General features: G+C 70.8%; 17 protein-coding genes. 10 read left to right on the plus strand and 7 right to left on the minus strand.

Annotated elements, in window-relative coordinates; genetic code table 11:
- Positions 1–65 precede the first annotated feature (65 nt).
- The 9 genes from ACZ7CF_RS39570 (at position 66) to ACZ7CF_RS39610 (ending at position 8,075) form a co-directional block, all read left to right on the plus strand.
- Positions 66–1,382 (plus strand): ABC transporter substrate-binding protein, encoded by a 1,317-nt coding sequence (locus ACZ7CF_RS39570; RefSeq protein WP_470372248.1) that lies wholly within the window; start codon positions 66–68, stop codon positions 1,380–1,382.
- 128 nt (positions 1,383–1,510) lie between these two features.
- Positions 1,511–2,350, plus strand: a complete 840-nt coding sequence (locus ACZ7CF_RS39575; RefSeq protein WP_470372249.1) for a carbohydrate ABC transporter permease — start codon at positions 1,511–1,513, stop codon at positions 2,348–2,350.
- Complete coding sequence (locus ACZ7CF_RS39580; protein ID WP_360398356.1) at positions 2,347–3,228, plus strand: carbohydrate ABC transporter permease; 882 nt, start codon at positions 2,347–2,349, stop codon at positions 3,226–3,228. Before ACZ7CF_RS39575 ends, ACZ7CF_RS39580 begins: the two co-directional genes overlap by 4 nt.
- A gap of 8 nt (positions 3,229–3,236) precedes the next feature.
- Positions 3,237–4,139 (plus strand): 5-dehydro-4-deoxyglucarate dehydratase, encoded by a 903-nt coding sequence (locus tag ACZ7CF_RS39585; RefSeq protein WP_470372250.1) that lies wholly within the window; start codon positions 3,237–3,239, stop codon positions 4,137–4,139.
- 13 nt (positions 4,140–4,152) lie between these two features.
- Entirely contained in the window at positions 4,153–5,412 is a 1,260-nt protein-coding gene (locus ACZ7CF_RS39590; protein ID WP_470372251.1) for a glucarate dehydratase family protein, read from the plus strand.
- The gene (locus tag ACZ7CF_RS39595) at positions 5,409–6,536 is read left to right on the plus strand and encodes a hypothetical protein (RefSeq protein ID WP_470372252.1); all 1,128 of its coding nucleotides are present in this window, start codon (positions 5,409–5,411) and stop codon (positions 6,534–6,536) included. Before ACZ7CF_RS39590 ends, ACZ7CF_RS39595 begins: the two co-directional genes overlap by 4 nt.
- Positions 6,537–6,694: 158 nt before the next feature.
- Positions 6,695–7,063: a hypothetical protein gene (locus tag ACZ7CF_RS39600; RefSeq protein ID WP_360398349.1), complete on the plus strand. Its 369-nt coding sequence runs from the start codon at positions 6,695–6,697 to the stop codon at positions 7,061–7,063.
- A gap of 85 nt (positions 7,064–7,148) precedes the next feature.
- Positions 7,149–7,673 (plus strand): hypothetical protein, encoded by a 525-nt coding sequence (locus ACZ7CF_RS39605; protein ID WP_470372253.1) that lies wholly within the window; start codon positions 7,149–7,151, stop codon positions 7,671–7,673.
- Positions 7,674–7,691: 18 nt separating this feature from the next.
- Positions 7,692–8,075 carry an alpha/beta fold hydrolase gene (locus tag ACZ7CF_RS39610; RefSeq protein WP_470372254.1) on the plus strand — a complete coding sequence of 128 codons (384 nt, stop codon included), beginning with the start codon at positions 7,692–7,694 and terminating at the stop codon, positions 8,073–8,075.
- 551 nt (positions 8,076–8,626) lie between these two features.
- Here ACZ7CF_RS39610 and ACZ7CF_RS39615 read toward each other — a convergent pair.
- The 5 genes from ACZ7CF_RS39615 to ACZ7CF_RS39635 form a co-directional block, all read right to left on the minus strand.
- Entirely contained in the window at positions 8,627–10,291 is a 1,665-nt protein-coding gene (locus ACZ7CF_RS39615) for a fumarate hydratase (RefSeq protein WP_458433682.1), read from the minus strand.
- A 271-nt stretch (positions 10,292–10,562) separates the two neighbouring features.
- Positions 10,563–11,549: a sigma-70 family RNA polymerase sigma factor gene (locus ACZ7CF_RS39620; protein ID WP_360398341.1), complete on the minus strand. Its 987-nt coding sequence runs from the start codon at positions 11,547–11,549 to the stop codon at positions 10,563–10,565.
- Between the two features lie 238 nt (positions 11,550–11,787).
- Positions 11,788–12,213: a D-aminoacyl-tRNA deacylase gene (gene dtd, locus ACZ7CF_RS39625; protein ID WP_470372255.1), complete on the minus strand. Its 426-nt coding sequence runs from the start codon at positions 12,211–12,213 to the stop codon at positions 11,788–11,790.
- The gene (locus tag ACZ7CF_RS39630; RefSeq protein WP_470372256.1) at positions 12,210–13,664 is read right to left on the minus strand and encodes a DUF7782 domain-containing protein; all 1,455 of its coding nucleotides are present in this window, start codon (positions 13,662–13,664) and stop codon (positions 12,210–12,212) included. Before ACZ7CF_RS39630 ends, dtd begins: the two co-directional genes overlap by 4 nt.
- A gap of 28 nt (positions 13,665–13,692) precedes the next feature.
- Positions 13,693–15,192, minus strand: a complete 1,500-nt coding sequence (locus tag ACZ7CF_RS39635; RefSeq protein WP_470372257.1) for a PucR family transcriptional regulator — start codon at positions 15,190–15,192, stop codon at positions 13,693–13,695.
- A 54-nt stretch (positions 15,193–15,246) separates the two neighbouring features.
- On the opposite strand from ACZ7CF_RS39635, the gene ACZ7CF_RS39640 reads away from it, so the two are divergent.
- The gene (locus ACZ7CF_RS39640) at positions 15,247–15,582 is read left to right on the plus strand and encodes a DUF3099 domain-containing protein (RefSeq protein ID WP_360398333.1); all 336 of its coding nucleotides are present in this window, start codon (positions 15,247–15,249) and stop codon (positions 15,580–15,582) included.
- Here the strand turns inward: ACZ7CF_RS39640 and ACZ7CF_RS39645 are convergent.
- Both ACZ7CF_RS39645 and ACZ7CF_RS39650 read right to left on the minus strand, forming a co-directional pair.
- Positions 15,579–16,457: a carbohydrate kinase family protein gene (locus tag ACZ7CF_RS39645; RefSeq protein ID WP_360398331.1), complete on the minus strand. Its 879-nt coding sequence runs from the start codon at positions 16,455–16,457 to the stop codon at positions 15,579–15,581. The genes ACZ7CF_RS39640 and ACZ7CF_RS39645 overlap by 4 nt on opposite strands.
- The gene (locus ACZ7CF_RS39650) at positions 16,454–17,341 is read right to left on the minus strand and encodes a pseudouridine-5'-phosphate glycosidase (protein WP_360398329.1); all 888 of its coding nucleotides are present in this window, start codon (positions 17,339–17,341) and stop codon (positions 16,454–16,456) included. The genes ACZ7CF_RS39645 and ACZ7CF_RS39650 overlap by 4 nt, the downstream gene beginning before the upstream one ends.
- Between the last annotated feature and the right edge of the window lie 5 nt (positions 17,342–17,346).

The raw sequence follows: 17,346 nt of genomic DNA on the forward strand, positions 1-17,346 counted from the left end.
ACAGTCCTGCACCAGGTTCACAAGTACGACCCAGGTTCACATACCTGAACTCGAAGGGCCTGACGATGCGCCGTAGAACAGCCACCACCGTCGCCACGCTCAGCGTGGCCGCCCTGCTCGCGGGGTGTGGCAGCGGCAGCACGGCCTCGTCGGCCAAGGACCCGGACAAGCCCCTCGAGGTGTGGACCCGCTCGACCGAGGCGACGGCGAAGGTCTACGAGAAGATCTTCAAGTCCTTCACCGAGAAGACCGGTGTGCAGGTCGACTACAAGCCGATCTTCAACGACTTCGACAAGCAGGTGCAGCAGCGCGCCGCGTCGAAAGACCTCCCCGACGTCGTCATCACCGACACCGGCTCGCTCGGCAACTTCGTCAAGCAGGGCTGGACGACCGAGGTGAACCGCGGAGACGTCGGGGGTGGCTCCGACGTCGTCGACCGCGCGTGGAACAACGCCAAGGGCGCGGACGGCAAGTTCTACGCCATCCCCTACTCCACCCAGGCGATGGTCACGCTGATCCGCAAGGACTGGCGCGAGAAGCTCGGCAAGCCGATCCCCACGACGTGGGAGGAGCTCGACGACCTCGCGAGGGCCTTCACCCGCGACGACCCCGACGGCAACGGGCAGAACGACACCTACGGCATGCTCGTCCCCGGCACCACCGACCGCGGCTACCTCGCCTGGTGGGCGTCGAGCTACATCTGGCAGGGCGGCGGCGACATCCTGGAGGAGCAGGGCGACGGCAAGTTCCGCGTCGGCATCGACTCCCCGGAGTCGGTCAAGGCCGTCGAACGGCTGCGCAAGCTCTTCTGCGAGGACAAGGTCGTGCAGCCCGGCTCGCTGACGCTGGGCACCAACGACGCGCACCCGCTGTTCGAGGCCGGCAAGAGCGGCATCTACCTCACCGGCCCCTACATGATCGGCCGCTTCGACAAGTCGGTCGGCAAGGACAGGTACGAGGTCATCGCGTCCCCGCGCGGCCCGGCCGGTGCCACCGTGCTCGGTGAGGGCGAGAACATCTACCGGATGGCCGGCTCCGCGAAGACCGCCGACCAGGAGAAGCTCGCCGAGTACCTCATCACGCCCGAGGCGCAGCAGGCCGGCATGAAGGGCGACCCGCAGCCCGTGGTCCGCCTGCCCGTCAACAAGAACGTCGACGTCAACGCGACCTACGACGACCCGCGCTGGGCAACCGTGGCGGGCGTGTACTCCAGCGAGGCGCGGCCGTTCCCGAGCGTCCCGAACTTCGCGCCGTTCCGGCAGAAGACCTCGGAGACCCTGAACTCCATCCTCGCGAAGTGCCCCGCCGACTCCTCGTCCGAGCTGAGGTCGCTCGCGGAGGCGCTCAAGAAGGAGCTCGACAACCAGAAGGCGTCGAAGTGACGGCAGTGCGGTCACCCGGCGACACCCAAGACGTGGGCTTGACGGCTAGTGGCGGCGGTGCCGTCGAGACCCACCCCGTGAGGCGGCGCCGCCGGCGCCGCCTCACGGGAGCCACCTTCGTCCCCTGGGTGTTCCTGCTCCCCGCCGCGCTGATCTTCCTGGTCTTCAAGTTCATCCCGATGGCAGAGGGCATCCGGCTCTCGCTGTACCAGGTGCGGCCGTTCCTCGGTGACATCTTCGTCGGGTTCGAGAACTACGCCACGATCCTGCGGGACGAGAAGTTCCTGACCGCCGGCTGGCACACCCTCGTGCTGGCCGGCGGTCAGACGGCCGGTGCGATGGTGATCGGCTTCTTCCTCGCGTTGTTGCTGGAAGGCCACACCAAGACGCTGTGGTTCGTGCGGTCCGCGGTGTTCCTGCCCGTCGTGGCGGCCACCGCGGTCATCGGTGAGATCTGGCGGCTCTTCTTCTACCCGGCACCGGAAGGCTTCCTCAACGAGCTCATCTCGTGGGTCGGGCTCGGGCCGTGGGAGTACATCCACGACCCCGGCACGTCGCTGGTGTCGGTGATGTTCGTCGGCATCTGGAAGCACGCGCCGTACGACATGGTGCTGATCCTCGCCGGTCTGGCCGGCATCGACCGCCGGCAGTACGAGGCGGCCGCGATCGACGGTGCCTCGACGCCCCAGCGGATCTGGAACGTGACGCTGCCCGCATTGCGGCCCGTCATCACGATCCTGCTGACGCTGGCGGCGATCCGCGGCCTGCGCGTGTTCACCGAGGTGTACGTGCTGACCGGCGGCGGACCGGCCGGGTCGACCGACGTCTGGATGACCCGCGTCTACACCACCGCGTTCGAGCAGTCCGAAGCCGGGCTCGCCTCCGCTGGCTCCGTGCTGTTGTTCCTGGTCACCTTGGTTTTGACGGTCAGCGTGCAGTGGTACCGCCGCCGGAGGGAGGCGCGATGAGCAGCGTCAACTCAAGCCGTTTCGACAGCGCCCTCGGCTGGTCCACCCACACCGGCGCGTGGTTCAGCCGGGGCCTCCGCTTCGTCCTGAGCGCCCTCGCGGTGGTCCTCTTCTGCGGGCCGCTGCTGGTCATCTTCTCGGGCGCCTTCGACCACAACCCGGACCCGACGAAGCTGTCGGTGGTACCGGACGACCCGTCGCTGATCAACTTCCGGGTCGCGGCGGAGAACAGGATCTGGCACTACCTGGCCAACTCGCTGATCATCGCCGGCGGCGCCTTGCTGCTGCAGCTCGCGGTCAGCGTGTTCGCCGCCTACGCGCTGGCGCGCAAGAAGTTCCGCGGACAGGCCATCGCGCTGCTGGTCATCCTCGCCACGATGATGCTGCCGGAGGAGGTCATCGCGATCCCGCTGTCCCTGGTGATCGGCGACCTCCCGCTGCTGCACGTGAGCCTCAGGGGCACCCTGCTCGGCGTCATCCTCCCGTTGGGGGCGTGGGGTTTCTCCATCTTCGTCATGACGGAGTTCATGAGGGAGATCCCCGCGGAGCTGGAGGAGGCGGCCAAAGTGGACGGTGCGGGGGAGCTGCGGCTCTTCGCGCAGATCATCCTCCCGCTGTGCAGGCCGGCGCTGGGCGTCATCGCCGTGTTCGGCTTCAACATGATCTGGGAGCAGTACCTGCTCCCCCTGATCGTCGCCGCCGACCCCTCCGACTACACGCTCACGGTCGCACTGCTCGCGCTCCGCTCCGACGACATGGTCGGGACGGGGATCGTGCTGGCCGGTGCGTTGCTGGCGCTGGTACCGAGCCTGGTCGTGTACCTGTCGCTGCAGAAGTCCTTCCTGCGTGGGATCACCACGGGAGCGATCAAGGGATGAGTGCTGGTATGCAACTCGATGGTGTGCTGTTCTTTCCGGTGACCCCGTTCGACACCGAGGGAAACATCGCCTGCGACGTGCTCGCCGAGCACGTCAAGCACGGTGTGTCGGCCGGTCCGGGCGCGGTGTTCGTCGCCTGCGGCACCGGCGAGTTCCACGCGTTGGAGCTGGCGGAGTTCGAACGCGCGGTGGCGGTCGCGGTGGAGGCGACCGGCGGGCGGGTGCCGGTGTTCGCCGGTGCCGGCGGCTCGGTGGCGTTCACCAAGCAGTTCGTGCGGGCCGCCGAACGCGCCGGTGCCGACGGCATCCTGCTGCTGCCGCCGTACCTCGTGACGAACCCGGCCGCCGGCCTCGTGCGGTACGTGGCCGAGGTCGCGGGCGCCACGGAGCTGCCGATCATCGTGTACCAGCGCAACAACGCGCGGTTCACGCCGGACACCGCCGTCGAGGTCGCGTCGATCCCGAACGTCATCGGCCTCAAGGACGGCCTGGGCGACCTCGACCAGATGCAGCGCATCGTGCTCTCGGTGCGCGCCGGCGTCGACAAGCCGTTCCAGTTCTTCAACGGCCTGCCGACCGCGGAGATGACCCAGCTCGCCTACCGGGCCATCGGCGTCGAGCTGTACTCGTCGGCGGTGTTCTGCTTCGCGCCGGAGATCTCCCTCGGCTTCTACCAGGCCGTGCAGTCGGGGAACACCGAGCTGGTCAACCGGTTCCTGCACGAGTTCTACAAGCCGCTGGTCGAGCTGCGCGACCAGGTCCCCGGCTACGCCGTCGCCCTGGTGAAGGCGGCCGTGCGCGCGAACGGCCTCGACGTCGGCGGCGTGCGCGCGCCGCTGGTCGACCCGTCCGACGAGCACCTCGCCGCGCTGGACAAGATCATCGCCGCGGGCAAGGCCCTGCTGGCCTGAGGGGACGGTCGCCGTGAAGATCACCGAGATTGTTCTGACACCGATCGCGTTCCGTGACCCGCCGCTGCTGAACTCGGCCGGTGTGCACGAGCCGTGGGCGCTGCGCACGATCGTCGAGGTGCACACCGACGAGGGCATCTCCGGGCTGGGGGAGACCTACGGCGACCTCGGGCACCTGGAGCGCTCGCGGTCCGTCGTCGGCTCGCTCGTCGGCCTGGACGTGTTCGCGCTCAACGAGATGCACGCGCGCGTCTCCGCCGTGCTCGGCGGCACCGTCGGGCTCGACAAGCACGGCCTGACCGGTCAGATCACCGCGGAGAGCACCGTCGACCGGGTGTTCTCGCCGTTCGAGGTCGCGTGCCTGGACATCCAGGGCAAGGCGCTGGGCCGCCCGGTGCACGACCTGCTGGGCGGCGCCGTCCGCCCGGCGGTGCCGTACTCCGCCTACCTGTTCTACAAGTGGGACGGGCACCCCGGTGCCGAACCCGACGAGTGGGGCGCGGCGGTCGACCCCGCGGGCATCGTGGCGCAGGCGCAGAAGATGATCGGGCAGTACGGCTTCGGGTCGATCAAGCTCAAGGGCGGCGTCTTCCCGCCGGAGCAGGAGGTCGAGGCGATCCGCGCGCTGCGCGAGGCGTTCCCCAGCCACCCGCTGCGGCTCGACCCGAACGCGGCCTGGTCCCCGGCGACGTCGCTGCGGGTCGCGGCCGAGCTGGACGGCGTCCTGGAGTACCTGGAGGACCCGACCGCGCAGATCGCCGGCATGGCCGAGGTGGCCGCGCAGGCGCCGATGCCGTTGGCCACCAACATGTGCGTGGTCGCGTTCGAGCACCTGCGGCCGTCGGTCGAGCAGGGTGCCGTGCAGGTGATCCTGTCCGACCACCACTACTGGGGCGGGCTGCAGCGGTCGCGGCAGCTGGGCATGATCTGCCAGACGTTCGGCATCGGCCTGTCGATGCACTCGAACTCGCACCTGGGCATCTCGCTGGCCGCTATGACGCACCTGGCCGCCGCGACGCCGAACCTGAACTACGCCTGCGACACGCACTACCCGTGGAACGCGGCCGACGAGGTCGTCGAACCCGGCGTGCTGTCCTTCGTGGACGGTGCGGTGCCGGTGCCCACCGGTCCGGGCCTGGGCGTGTCGCTCGACCGGGACGCGCTGGCCCGGCTGGCGGAGAACTACGAGCGGTGCGGCATCATGGCCCGTGACGACACGGGGTACATGCAGAAGTTCGACCCGAGCTACGAGAGGAAGCGCCCCCGGTGGTGAAGTCGGTTGTCCACGCCTACCCGTGGGACCTGATCGGTGATCCTGACGCTGTTGCGCGGTACCGGGACCTCGGTGTCGACGCGGTCGCCCTGGCCGCCTCGTACCACACGGTGCGGGCGGCGACCCCCTTGCACCCGGAGCACCGTCTGGTCGACGCGCGGCACGCGGCGCTCTACCTGCCCGTGCGTCCGGAGAAGTACGGGCGGCTCGTGCCGGCGGAACCGTCCTGGGTGGACGGTCCCGACTCGTTCGGCGAGGCGGCCGCCCTGGTCCGTGCGGCCGGGCTGCCGGTGTACGCGTGGACCGTGCTGACGCACAGCTCGCGGCTGGGCGACCTGCACCCGGACGTCACCGTGGTGAACGCGTTCGGCGACCGGTACCCGTACGCGCTGTGCACGGCGCAGCCCGACGTCGTGGAGTACACGTCGGCGCTGGTGTCGGAGGTGCTGGAGCTCGGTGCGCCGGACGGGGTCGTCCTGGAGGCCTGCGGGCCGCTGGGGTTCGTCCACGGCGGGCACCACGAGAAGACCGACGGCACCGACTGGAACGCGGTGCAGCAGAAGCTGTTGTCGCTCTGCTTCTGCTCGGCCTGCACCGCCCTGTACGCCGACCCGGACGCCGTGCGCGCAGCGGTGCGGGCCGGGGTCGACCGCGGCGCACCCGGCGTCGAGGAAGCGCTGGGTGCGCTCGCGGACGACGTCCGCGCGGTGCGCACGGGTGTGGTGCGGTCGTTGCGGCAACGCGTCGTCGGTGAGATCCGTGCCGCCGAGCCTTCCGTCCGGATCGGCATGCACGTGACGGCGGACCCGTGGGGCACCGGGCCGTTCGCGACCGTCGCCGGCGGGCTGGACGCGGACGTCGACGTGCTCACCACCATGTGCTGGCCGGGCCCGGAGGTCGCGGTGCCGGGCATCGAGGCGTTGCGCGCGGCCGCCCCGGACACGCGGATCGCCGCGTACGTGCTGGGACTGCCGCCGAAACCGGCCGACGGAGCGGCGCTGTCGAAGGAGTGGCTGGCGTACGCGGACGCGGGGGTTGAGGAGTTCCACCTCTACCATGGCGGCCTGGCGTCGGCGGCCCGGCTGGAGGCGCTGCGCGAGGCGGTCGCGGCCGTTTCCCGGTAACTGTGAAGCGAACTCGCTGCAACCCGTTGTGAGCGCGGTTCCGTCCTTGGTGCATGAGGCACATCGGAACCGTAGTTGGCACTGGCGCCCTGCTGCTGGTGATGACCGCCTGTGGCAGTGCGCAGAACACCGGCACTGGAGCAGGTGGCGGTCCAACCTTGCCGACCGCCACCTCGTCCTCCTCGGAGGTGCCGCCGGGCATCGCGCCCGGTGAGGTGCCGCCCGACGGCACACCGGTGACGAAGCTGGACACCAACGCCCTGGCGTCGGACTACCCGCGCACCGCGTGGACCCAGGGCGACGGCAAGACCGTCACCGTCGTGGCCCAGGAGGCCGGGTGCGGCAAGGCCAGCGCGTCGGTGCTGGAGCAGTCGGCGTCGGTGGTGAAGATCGAGCTGCTGGAGACGCTGCCGCTCACCAAGCAGATGTGCACGATGGACATCCGCTTCCCCCCGCTGAAGGTGCAGCTGGACGAGCCCCTGGGTGAGCGCACGGTCGTGCTGACGTCGCGGCAGGAACAGAAGTAGACCTCCCTCCCCCGGTGCCCGGCCGGCACCTGCCCCGTCGGCCGGGCACCACCCGCGCTCAGCTCCGTTTGCAAGGATGGTGCGCATGAGAAACGTCGTCGCTGCCGTTGCTCTCGCTGTCGTGGTCGCCGGGTGCTCGTCCGGTGGCACGTCGAGCGCGCCGGGTTCGAGCTCCTCCGCCGGTGCCGCGCCGACCGGGACGTCCGCGCCCGGCGCGTCGACGCCGGGGTCGAGCTCGCCCTCCGCCCCGGTGCAGCCGCCGGTGTCGATCTCGCAGGAGAAGCCGGTCGTGCCGCCGGACGTCACGCCGGTGCCTCAGGAGAAGGTCGACTCGACATCGTTGTCAGAGACCTTCCGCACCGAGGCGTACGTGTTCGGCGACGGTCGCGACGTCGAGGTCTTCGGCGTCGGCGGTGGCTGCAAGGAGGCCCGCGCCGAGGTGACCGCGCAGTCCGCCGAGGTCGTGCAGGTGACGCTGGTGACGATCACCAAGCAGCCGCCGGGCACGGTCTGCACGCAGGAGGTCCGCGAGGTCCCGCTGACCGTCCGCCTCGACGCGCCGCTGGGCGACCGCAGGCTCGTGCTGGAGTCCCGCGAGGAGTCCGGCTGACGGCTGGGCCACTGATGTATGGATCTTCGCCTGGGGAACCGCGAGCTGCACGTGCACGACGTCGGGGAGGGCGTGCCGGTCTTCTGGCACCACGGCACGCCCAACCTCGGCCTCCCGCCAGAGCCGTTGTTCCGGCCGGGCGTCCGCTGGATCTCGTACGACCGGCCCGGCTACGGCAGGTCGACCCCGCTGCCCGGTCGTTCGGTGGCGTCGGCCGCGACTGACATATCGCACATCGCCGACGAGCTCGGCCTGTCGGCGTTCGCGGTCGTCAGCTATTCCGGTGGAGGCCCGCACGCCTTGGCCGTGCCGCTCTGCTCGGTGACCGCGTCACCGCCGTCGTCGCCGCCGCGTGCCTGGCGCCGTTCGACGCCGCGGGCCTCGACCACTTCGCCGGCATGATCCCCTCCGGCTCGGCCTCGCTGCGTGCTGCGGCTGCGGGCCGTGCGGCGAAGGAGCAGCACGAGTCCTCCGGCGCCGAGTACGATCCGGAGTTCATCGAGGCCGACCTCGCCGTGCTGCGCGGTGACTGGTCGTGGTTCGAGCAGGTCGTCGGTCCCGCCCTCGCCAACGGCCCTGGTCCGCTCATCGACGACGACCTCGCCCACGTGACCCCGTGGGGCTTCGACCCGTCGGCCATCACCGCACCGACCGTGCTGCTGCACGGCGAACGCGACGGCATCGCCCCCGTCGCACACGCCCGCTGGCTGACCGGCCGCATCCCCGGCGCCGAGCTCCGCCTGTTCGCCGACGACGGCCGCATCTCCGTGCTCACCCACGTGCCCGCCGTCCTCGACCAGCTCCTACCTGCCCCTTTGCAACGACTCTTTGGACGACGACCGCAAAAGAATCGTTGCAAAGGGGTGGGCCAAGCAACGGCCGGGTCAACCGATATATCAGTTGGCCCGGCCGTTGAGGTGTTGCGGCAGCTCGGCTGGAAGCCGCTGTGCGAGCTAGCGGCGGAAGCTGATCTGCAGGGTCGGGGCGGAGGTCTCGGCGAAGAAGTCGTTGCCCTTGTCGTCGACGACGACGAACGCCGGGAAGTCTTCGACCTCGATCTTCCAGACCGCCTCCATGCCGAGCTCGGGGTACTCCAGCACCTCGACCTTGCGGATGCAGTCCTGCGCCAGGCGTGCCGCCGGGCCGCCGATCGAACCGAGGTAGAAGCCACCGTGCGTGGCGCACGCGGACGTCACCTGCTTGGAGCGGTTGCCCTTCGCGAGCATCACCAGCGAGCCGCCCGCGGCCTGGAACTGCTCGACGTAGGAGTCCATGCGGCCGGCGGTCGTCGGGCCGAACGACCCGGAGGCGTACCCCTCCGGCGTCTTGGCCGGGCCCGCGTAGTAGACCGGGTGGTCCTTCAGGTACTGCGGCATCTCTTCGCCGGCGTCGAGGCGTTCCTTGATCTTGGCGTGTGCGATGTCGCGAGCCACGACCAGCGGACCGGTCAGCGACACGCGGGTCTTCACCGGCAGCTGGGTGAGGACCTCGCGGATCTCGGCCATCGGGCGGGTGAGGTCGATGCGGACGACCTCGTCGGACAGGTCCTCGCCCTCGACCTCGGGCAGGAACTGGGCCGGGTCGCGTTCGAGCTGTTCCAGGAACACGCCCTCGGCGGTGATGCGGGCCTTGGCCTGGCGGTCCGCCGAGCACGACACCGCGATGCCGACCGGCAGGGACGCGCCGTGGCGGGGCAGGCGGATGACGCGCACGTCGTGGCAGAAGTACTTGCCGCCGAACTGGGCGCCGATGCCGAAGTTGCGGGTCAGCTCCAGGACCTGCTGCTCCAGGTCGCGGTCGCGGAACGCGTGGCCCGACGCCGAACCCTCCGACGGCAGGTTGTCGAGGTAGCGGGCCGACGCCAGCTTCGCGACCTTCAGGTTCTGCTCCGCGGACAGGCCACCGACCACCACCGCGAGGTGGTACGGCGGGCAGGCGGCGGTGCCGAGCGAGCGCAGCTTCTCGTCGAGGAACGACGCGAGGCGCTTCGGGTTCAGCACCGCCTTCGTCTCCTGGTACAGGAACGTCTTGTTCGCGCTGCCGCCGCCCTTGGCCATGAACAGGAACTCGTACACCGGGTCCTGGCCGGGCTTGTGGAACACCTCGATCTGCGCGGGCAGGTTGGTGCCGGTGTTCTTCTCGTCCCAGAACGTCAGCGGCGCCATCTGCGAGTAGCGCAGGTTGAGCTCCTGATAGGCCTCGTAGACGCCGCGGGCCAGTGCCTGCTCGTCGTCGCCGCCGGTCAGGACCGTCTCCGTGCGCTTGCCCATGATGATCGCCGTGCCGGTGTCCTGGCACATCGGCAGCACGCCGCCGGAGGAGATGGCCGCGTTGCGCAGCAGGTCCATCGCGACGAAGCGGTCGTTGCCGGACGCCTCGGGGTCGTCGATGATCTTGCGCAGCTGGGCGAGGTGCGACGGGCGCAGCAGGTGCTGGATGTCGCGGACGGCTTCCTTCGCGAGCAGCGTCAGGGTCTCCGGCGCGATCTCCAGGAACCTGCGGTCGCCGGCCTCGATCAGCTTCACCCCGTCGGAGGTGACGAGGCGGTACTCGGTCTCGGTGTCCTTCGCGAGCGGGAGGACGTCGGTGTACTCGAAAGTGGTGGGCACGGCGTACACAACTCCAACGGTGTGCAGTTCGGATCAGAAAACCGTACCGCCACCAAAGGGACGTACCACGCCCCGTCCACCGTGTTCTTCGCTACGGCCGCCCGAAACGCGGAAGGCCGGGGCAGCCCCCGGCTGCCCCGACCTTCCTCCGTGTGCGACGCCCGGCTCTCGGCGGGCGTCGCGTGGCTTGGTAACGCCCGACCGTGCCGTGCGTTGAGTCACAAGTCAATGCTCGCGGTCGCCTGAGATCCGACCGTGACACCACCTGGCCCAACGGGTCTCAGGAGGCGTACGCCCGCAGCTTCGCGGCCCTCTCGCCCTGGCGCAGCTTCGACATGACCTCGCGCTCGATCTGGCGCACCCGCTCGCGGGACAGGCCGAACCGCTTGCCGATCTGGTCGAGGGTGCGCGGCTGACCGTCTTCGAGGCCGTAACGCAGCCGGATCACGGCCTGCTCGCGCGGCTCCAGCGTGGCGAGCACGCGGCGCAGGTCGTCCTGCAGCAGGCCGGAGATGACGGCGCTCTCGGCGTCGGTCGCGTCCGAGTCCTCGATGAAGTCACCGAGGGGAGCGTCCTCCTCCGTGCCGACCGGCATGTCGAGCGATACCGGGTCACGGGCGTGGTCGAGCAGGTCGGAGACCTTGTCCACGGAGATGCCCGACTCCTTGGCGAGCTCCTCGTGCGTGGCCTCGCGGCCCAGCGACTGGTGCAGGTCGCGCTTGATCCGCGCGAGCTTGTTCACCTGCTCGACCAGGTGGACGGGGAGGCGGATGGTGCGGCCCTGGTCGGCCATGCCGCGGGTGATGGCCTGGCGGATCCACCACGTCGCGTACGTCGAGAACTTGAAGCCCTTGGTGTAGTCGAACTTCTCCACCGCGCGGATCAGGCCCAGGTTGCCCTCCTGGATCAGGTCCAGCAGCGGCATGCCGCGGCCCGTGTAGCGCTTCGCGAGCGACACGACGAGGCGCAGGTTGGCCTTGAGCAGGTGGTCCTTGGCACGGCGGCCGTCGCGAACGAGCTCCCCCAGCTCTTCGCGACGGGTGGGAGTCAGGCGCTTGGCCGTCTCCAGGACGTGGTGGGCGAACACGCCCGCCTCGATGCGCTTCGCGAGGTCGACTTCCTCCTCGGCGGTGAGCAGCGCTGTCTTGCCGATTCCGTTCAGGTAGACTCGAACGAGGTCGGCCGCTGGCCCCTGAGCGTCGAGGTCGGCTGCTTCGACGGCGGTGTTGTCTCCGACTTCACGGTCGAAGATCCTGGTGACGGTCATGGATCTCCCTCCCCCTGTTGCGGGCGACGCGGTCGCGGGCACGGTGGTCAAGGCGGCGCGGCGCTGCGCCCTGGTGCCGGTTCGCGGCGGGCCCGCTCTGTGGATCCCATCGCTTGCTGGCTCTCATCCGGGGTAACGAACCGGATTCCGAATTCGTTCCCGACTTCCTGACCTGAAGACGTCGCCGCTGTCACAACGGTTGCGCGAGTAATCTGAGGATTGGCTGAGAAGCCTTTCCTCAGACCTCCACGAGCACCGTGAACGGACCGTCGTTCACGCTCCGCACCTTCATCTCCGCCCGGAAACGTCCCGTTTCGACCCGTGCGCCCATTTGGCGCAGCTCCGCCACGACGGCGTTCACCAACGGTTCCGCGTGCTCGGGTCGCGCGGCCGCCGTCCAGGACGGGCGGCGGCCCTTGCGCGTGTCTCCGTAGAGGGTGAACTGGCTGACGACCAGCAGGGGAGCGCCGGTCGACTCGCACGACTGCTCGTCATCGAGGATCCGCAGCCCGTGCAACTTGCGCGCCATTTTGGCGGCGTGGGCCGCGGTGTCGTCGTGGTGGACGCCGAGCAGGACCAGCAATCCGAGCTCGGTGATCGCCCCGACGACCTCCCCTTCGACTTCTACACTCGCCTCTGTGACGCGCGCCACAACGGCTTTCACGCGGGAATCAACATTCCGTGCCGGATGAGATCACGAACGATCGGCAACGCGGCTTCCGAATCGATTTCTCCATACGCGAACTCCAGCAACGCGAGCAGGTCCGCCAACGGCAGCGCACCCGTGCACCCGGCGACGAGCTTGGCCGTCGCCTCGTCCACCTCGTGCTGCCAGCCGGGCCCGTCGGTGCGGTGCAGCCGGGCCACGACCTTGCGCCAGCCCTCCTCGCCCGCCTCGGACACCTCCTCCAGCAGCACGGTGTCCGCGACCCGGAACGTCCGGTCGAGCAGGTCGGGGTTCGCGCGCAGCCACGCCACGTTGTCGAGCCACCGCGCCGCCTCCGGGCCCAGCGGGTCGTCGAACGCGTGCCGCAGGTCCTCGCACACGACCTCGGAGTGCAGCTCGTCGGTGCGCCGCAGCGTCACGTACCCGAAGCCGACCCCCTGGACGTCGTTCTCCTCGAACCAGTCGAGCCACGCGGCGGCCTTCGCCCGCCCCTCCGGACTGCGCGGGTCGACGCCCGCGTCCTTGAGCCACGTGCCGACGTACAGCGCCGGCTCCGCGATGTCGCGCTGCACGAACCACGCGTCCACACCGCCGCGGGGGAGCCAGCCGGAGACGCGCTCCTCCCAGTCCTCGCCCTTGCGGTGCACCCAGGACGCGAGCAGCTGCCCCACACCACCCTCGTTGAGGAACGCGGGCAGCTGCCGGATCACCAGCGCCGACGCGTCGTCACCGCCGAGACCGGAGTCGCGGTAGACGTAGTCGACCCGCGGCGGACCGACGACGAACGGCGGGTTGCACACGACCTGGTCGAACCGCCGGTGGCGCACCGGGCCGAACCACTCGCCCTGCAACGTCTCCACGTCGAGGCCGTTGATGCGGAACGTGCCCTGTGCGAGCCGTAGCGCGCGCTCGGACAGATCGGTGGCCGTGATGCGTTCGGCGTGCTTGCTGGCGTGCAACGCCTGGACGCCGCAGCCGGTGCCGAGGTCGAGCAGCGAGCCGACCGGGGTGCGCCGGGTGGCGCGGGCGAGGCTGATCGAGGCGTGGCCGACGCCCAGGACGTGGTCCTCGGGCACGGAACCGCCGCGCAGGTCGGAGTCGAGGTCGGCGATGACCCACCAGTTGTCCTCGTAGGGCCGCACGTCCAGCCCGGCGGTCAGCTCGCTCGTCAGCACCTCGTTCGCGACGAGGTCGTCGATGTCGGTCCCGGCCAGCGCCCTGCGGACGTCCTGCTCGGGTTCGGTGTCGCCGAGCAGGAACAGGCGGATCAGCGTGCCGAGGGTCCCGGCGTCCCTGCTGGCGCGGCGGGCGGGCTCCGGCTCGCCCCTGCCGAGGGCGGCGTGGGCCTGCGGGCCGAGCGCGTCGACGACGCCGTCCGCGGTGTAGCCGGCGTTCTCGAAGGCCTCGCGCAGGCGGGCGCACAGGTCGGCGGAAAGATCAGGGTGCACGGCTGCACATGTTTTCACGGCACCGGGATCAGCGCGTGGCCGACAGCCTCATCACCGACAGCGCGATCGCCATCGCCAGCCGCTGGTCCGGGTCGTCGAGCGGAAGCGGTGTCACCTCCGCCATCTTCTGCATGCGGTACCGCAGCGTGTTCGGGTGCACGTTGAGCTCCCGCGCGGCGGCTCGCACGTCACCCTGGGCTGCGAGCCACGCCTTCAGCGTCGGCGCGTAGTTCGTCCCGAACTCCTCGTCATGTCGCAATATGTTGGATATCGGTCCACGGGTCGGCAGCCGTCCGGCGTCGGCGACGGCCGCGAGCCGGTGCAGCAGCACCCGTGCCCACGCGTCGTCGTACACGACCGGCTCACCCGTCGACAGCGCCAGGCACTCGTCGGCCTCCTGGCGCGAGGTCGGCAGCTGCGTCGCCTCGGCCGGCCCGCCGACACCGGCCAGCACCGTCGCCTCCGCCGGCAGCTCCCGCACCAGCGAGCGCACCCAGTCGACGGCGTCGTCGGCGGCGGGGATCACCGTGTAGAGGACGTTGCCGAACAACGCGCTGCGCCCCGGCCGCGACCAGCCGAAGCCCGCGGTCGCCCGCTGGAACGCCAGCACCGCCGCCCCGTGCTCGCCCTCGCCCGCGTGCGCCTGCACCGCGATCACCCGCAGGTCCGCCGACGGCAGGCCGAGCCGGGCGACGTCCGCGGACTCCGGGTGTTCGAGCAGCCGGATGACCAGGTCGGCCTCCGCCTGGCGTTCGAGGTCGGTCGAGGCACGCGAGCGCAGCAGGTGCAACGCGGCTGTGCGCGCGCCGTCCACCAACGCCGCCGTGCGGGCCGCGTCGACCGGGCCGGTCACCTCCACCCACACCGAACCGAGCAGCTCGCGTCCGGCGCGCACGGCGGCCACCAGGCGGTTGCCCAGCTGCGGGGTCAGCTTGGGCACGAAGATCGGTTCGTCGGACGAGGCGAGGTGCGTGAAGACGCCGTACTCGTCGAGCGCGCGCCGGGCCTCCTCCGGCACCCGGCGGCCCAGGATGGTCTGCACCCGCACCGGGTCGACGTCCTGCTGGCGGTAGGAGTAGGCGAGCACGCGGGACTGCTGGTCCTCGATCGTCACCGGCCCGCCGACCACGCCCGCGATGACGTCGGCCAGCCCGAACAGGTCACCGGTGCGCGTGCCGCCGTTGACCAGTGTCTGCGTCACGTTCGCGAGCTGGCTCCACGGCACCGAGGGGTCCACGAGCAGCACGGCCGCGCCGGACTTCTTCGCGGCGACCACGACCCGTTCGTCCAGCGGCGGCCTGCCGTGCAGCACCACCGCGGAGGCCGCGGTCGACGACACCAGCCTGGCCGCCGCGGCGACCGACGGCGTGCCCAGGCCCAGCAGCACGTCCCCCGCGGCGGCGGGCGTGTTCTCGGCCGGGTCGTGCAGGGCGACCCCGCGCAGCTCGGCGGCACGGCCCCTCGGCGCGCACGCCAGGTGCGTGCCCAGGCTGCCGAGCACGTCCACGAGGCGATCAAGGGCGACCACCCGCGGATGTTAACCGCCGACCGGCCGTCCCGGTCGTCACCCGGACGTGCGACCATGGATGCCGGAGGTGGTGTCGTGAGCAGTCCAGACCGGAACGACACCCCGGTGTTGATCACCGAGGCGGCCCCGTCCTACGAGGAACAGCACGCCGCCCGGCGCCGCAAGTACGCGATCATGATGAGCCTGCGCTTCCCGTGCCTCATCCTCGCGGCGCTGTTCGCGCACACGTGGTGGCTCGCGCTGTTCTTCATCGTGCTGTCCGTGCCGTTGCCGTGGATGGCCGTGCTGATCGCGAACGACCGGCCGCCGCGCAAGTCCGAGAAGGTGAACCGGCACCAGGTCGAACGCCGCGCGATCGCACCGAAGAGCACGACCGTCATCGACGGTTAACGGGGCGGCTGGGCGCCGACGACGGCGACCGCCCGCGAACCCGCGCGCACGCCACCGAGCAGCGCGTCGCGCTTGGACGCACCCGAGAGCCACGCCGCGAGGAACCCCGCGTCGAACGCGTCACCGGCACCGGTCGAGTCGACGCACTCGGCGCGCTCGGCCGGAACCGACACGATCTCGTCGGCGTCGACCCACGAGGCACCGTCCGGGCCGGAGGTGACCACGACGGTCCCGACGTGCGAGAGCAGCTGCTTGGCCGCGGCCGGGTCGGGTGAGCCCGCCAGCGCCGCCAGCTCGTCGGCGTTGGGCATCAGCACGTCGACGCCCCGCACGTCCTCCAGGAACCACGGCGTGGCCTCGATCAGCACCGCGGCCTGCGGGTCCACCGACGTGGTCCAGCCGGCCGCCCGCGCCGCCGCCAGCGCCGCCAGCCCGGCGGGCCGCGAGGTGGCGTCGAGCAGCACGTAACCGGACAGGTGCAGGTGGCCGTCCGCGCCCGCGAGCAGGCCGGGGTCGAGGTCGGCGGGGGAGAACCGGGCGTTCGCTCCGCGGTCGGGCAGCATCGAGCGCTGGCCGTTCTCGTCGACCAGCACGACCACGCAGCACGTCGCGAGGTCCGGGTCGACCGCGAACGCGCACCGCACGCCCGCCGCGGTCAGCTCGGCGTGCACCTGCCGTCCCGCCGAGTCGGCGCCCACGCGCGCGACCAGCACCGGCGACGCACCGCACGCGGCCAGCCACACGGCCGTGTTCGCGCCCGCGCCGCCGGGTTCGATCGTCACCTTCGCGCGCACGTCACCGCCGTGCGCGATGGGGCCGGAGTGGCGGGCGACGACGTCCAGGCCGGCATCGCCGACCACGACGACCGGCCTCACCGGCACAGCTCCACCGCGACCTCGGCCGCGACCTGGACGTTGCTGACGACGAGCTCCTCGTTCGCGTCGAGGCTCACGCCCCCGCTCGCGGTGTGGAAGTGCTCCAGCAGCACCGGCGTGACGTCCTTGCCGCGCACGTCGCCGTCGACGAGCTTCCGCAGGCCCTCGGCGAGCAGCCGGTCGTGCAGCCCGGCGTCCATCTCGAACGCCTCCGGGATCGGGTTGACCAGCAGCATGCCGCGCTCGCCCGCCGCGAACACCGCGGCCGCCTGCTTCGCGTCCTCGACCCGCCACGGCACGCCGAACTCCGACTCGCGCCGGTAGAACGCGGGGAAGCGGTCGGTCCGGTAGCCGACGACCGGCACGGACCGGGTCTCCAGCACCTCCAGCGTCGCGCCCATGTCGAGGATCGACTTCACCCCGGAGGACACCACGAGCACCGGCGTCGTCGCGACCACGTCGAGGTCGGCCGAGACGTCCCACGTCTCGTGCGCGCCGCGGTGCACACCGCCGAGGCCGCCGGTGCCGAACACGCGGATGCCGGCCCGGTGGGCGAGCGCGGTCGTGGACGCCACGGTCGTGGCACCGCTGCGGCCGAGCGCGCAGGCGGCGCCCAGGTCGCGCAGGGACAGCTTCAGCAGCTCCTCGGAGCAGACCCGCTCCAGCTCGGCGGTGGTGAGGCCGATGTGCGGCACGCCGTCGAGCACGGCGATCGTGGCCGGGACGGCACCGGCCTCCCGCACCACGCGCTCCAGGCGTGCGGCGACGGTCAGGTTGCGCGGGGCGGGCAGCCCGTGGGACAGGATCGTGCTCTCAAGTGCGACGACCGGCCGGTTCTCGGCCAGTGCGGCGGCAACTTCCTCAGCGATGTGCAGCGTAGTCACGAGAG

It is taken from the genome of Lentzea sp. NPDC036955, from assembly GCF_055608005.1.

What these genes read in the sequence shown, in the direction of transcription:
- ACZ7CF_RS39585 (WP_470372250.1), top strand. Translation starts at nt 3,237, where the DNA reads ATGCAACTCGATGGTGTGCTGTTCTTTCCGGTGACCCCGTTCGACACC.
- ACZ7CF_RS39570 (WP_470372248.1), top strand. Translation starts at nt 66, where the DNA reads ATGCGCCGTAGAACAGCCACCACCGTCGCCACGCTCAGCGTGGCCGCC.
- ACZ7CF_RS39605 (WP_470372253.1), top strand. Translation starts at nt 7,149, where the DNA reads ATGAGAAACGTCGTCGCTGCCGTTGCTCTCGCTGTCGTGGTCGCCGGG.
- ACZ7CF_RS39610 (WP_470372254.1), top strand. Translation starts at nt 7,692, where the DNA reads ATGGATCTTCGCCTGGGGAACCGCGAGCTGCACGTGCACGACGTCGGG.
- ACZ7CF_RS39580 (WP_360398356.1), top strand. Translation starts at nt 2,347, where the DNA reads ATGAGCAGCGTCAACTCAAGCCGTTTCGACAGCGCCCTCGGCTGGTCC.
- ACZ7CF_RS39620 (WP_360398341.1), bottom strand. Translation starts at nt 11,549, where the DNA reads ATGACCGTCACCAGGATCTTCGACCGTGAAGTCGGAGACAACACCGCC.
- ACZ7CF_RS39640 (WP_360398333.1), top strand. Translation starts at nt 15,247, where the DNA reads ATGGATGCCGGAGGTGGTGTCGTGAGCAGTCCAGACCGGAACGACACC.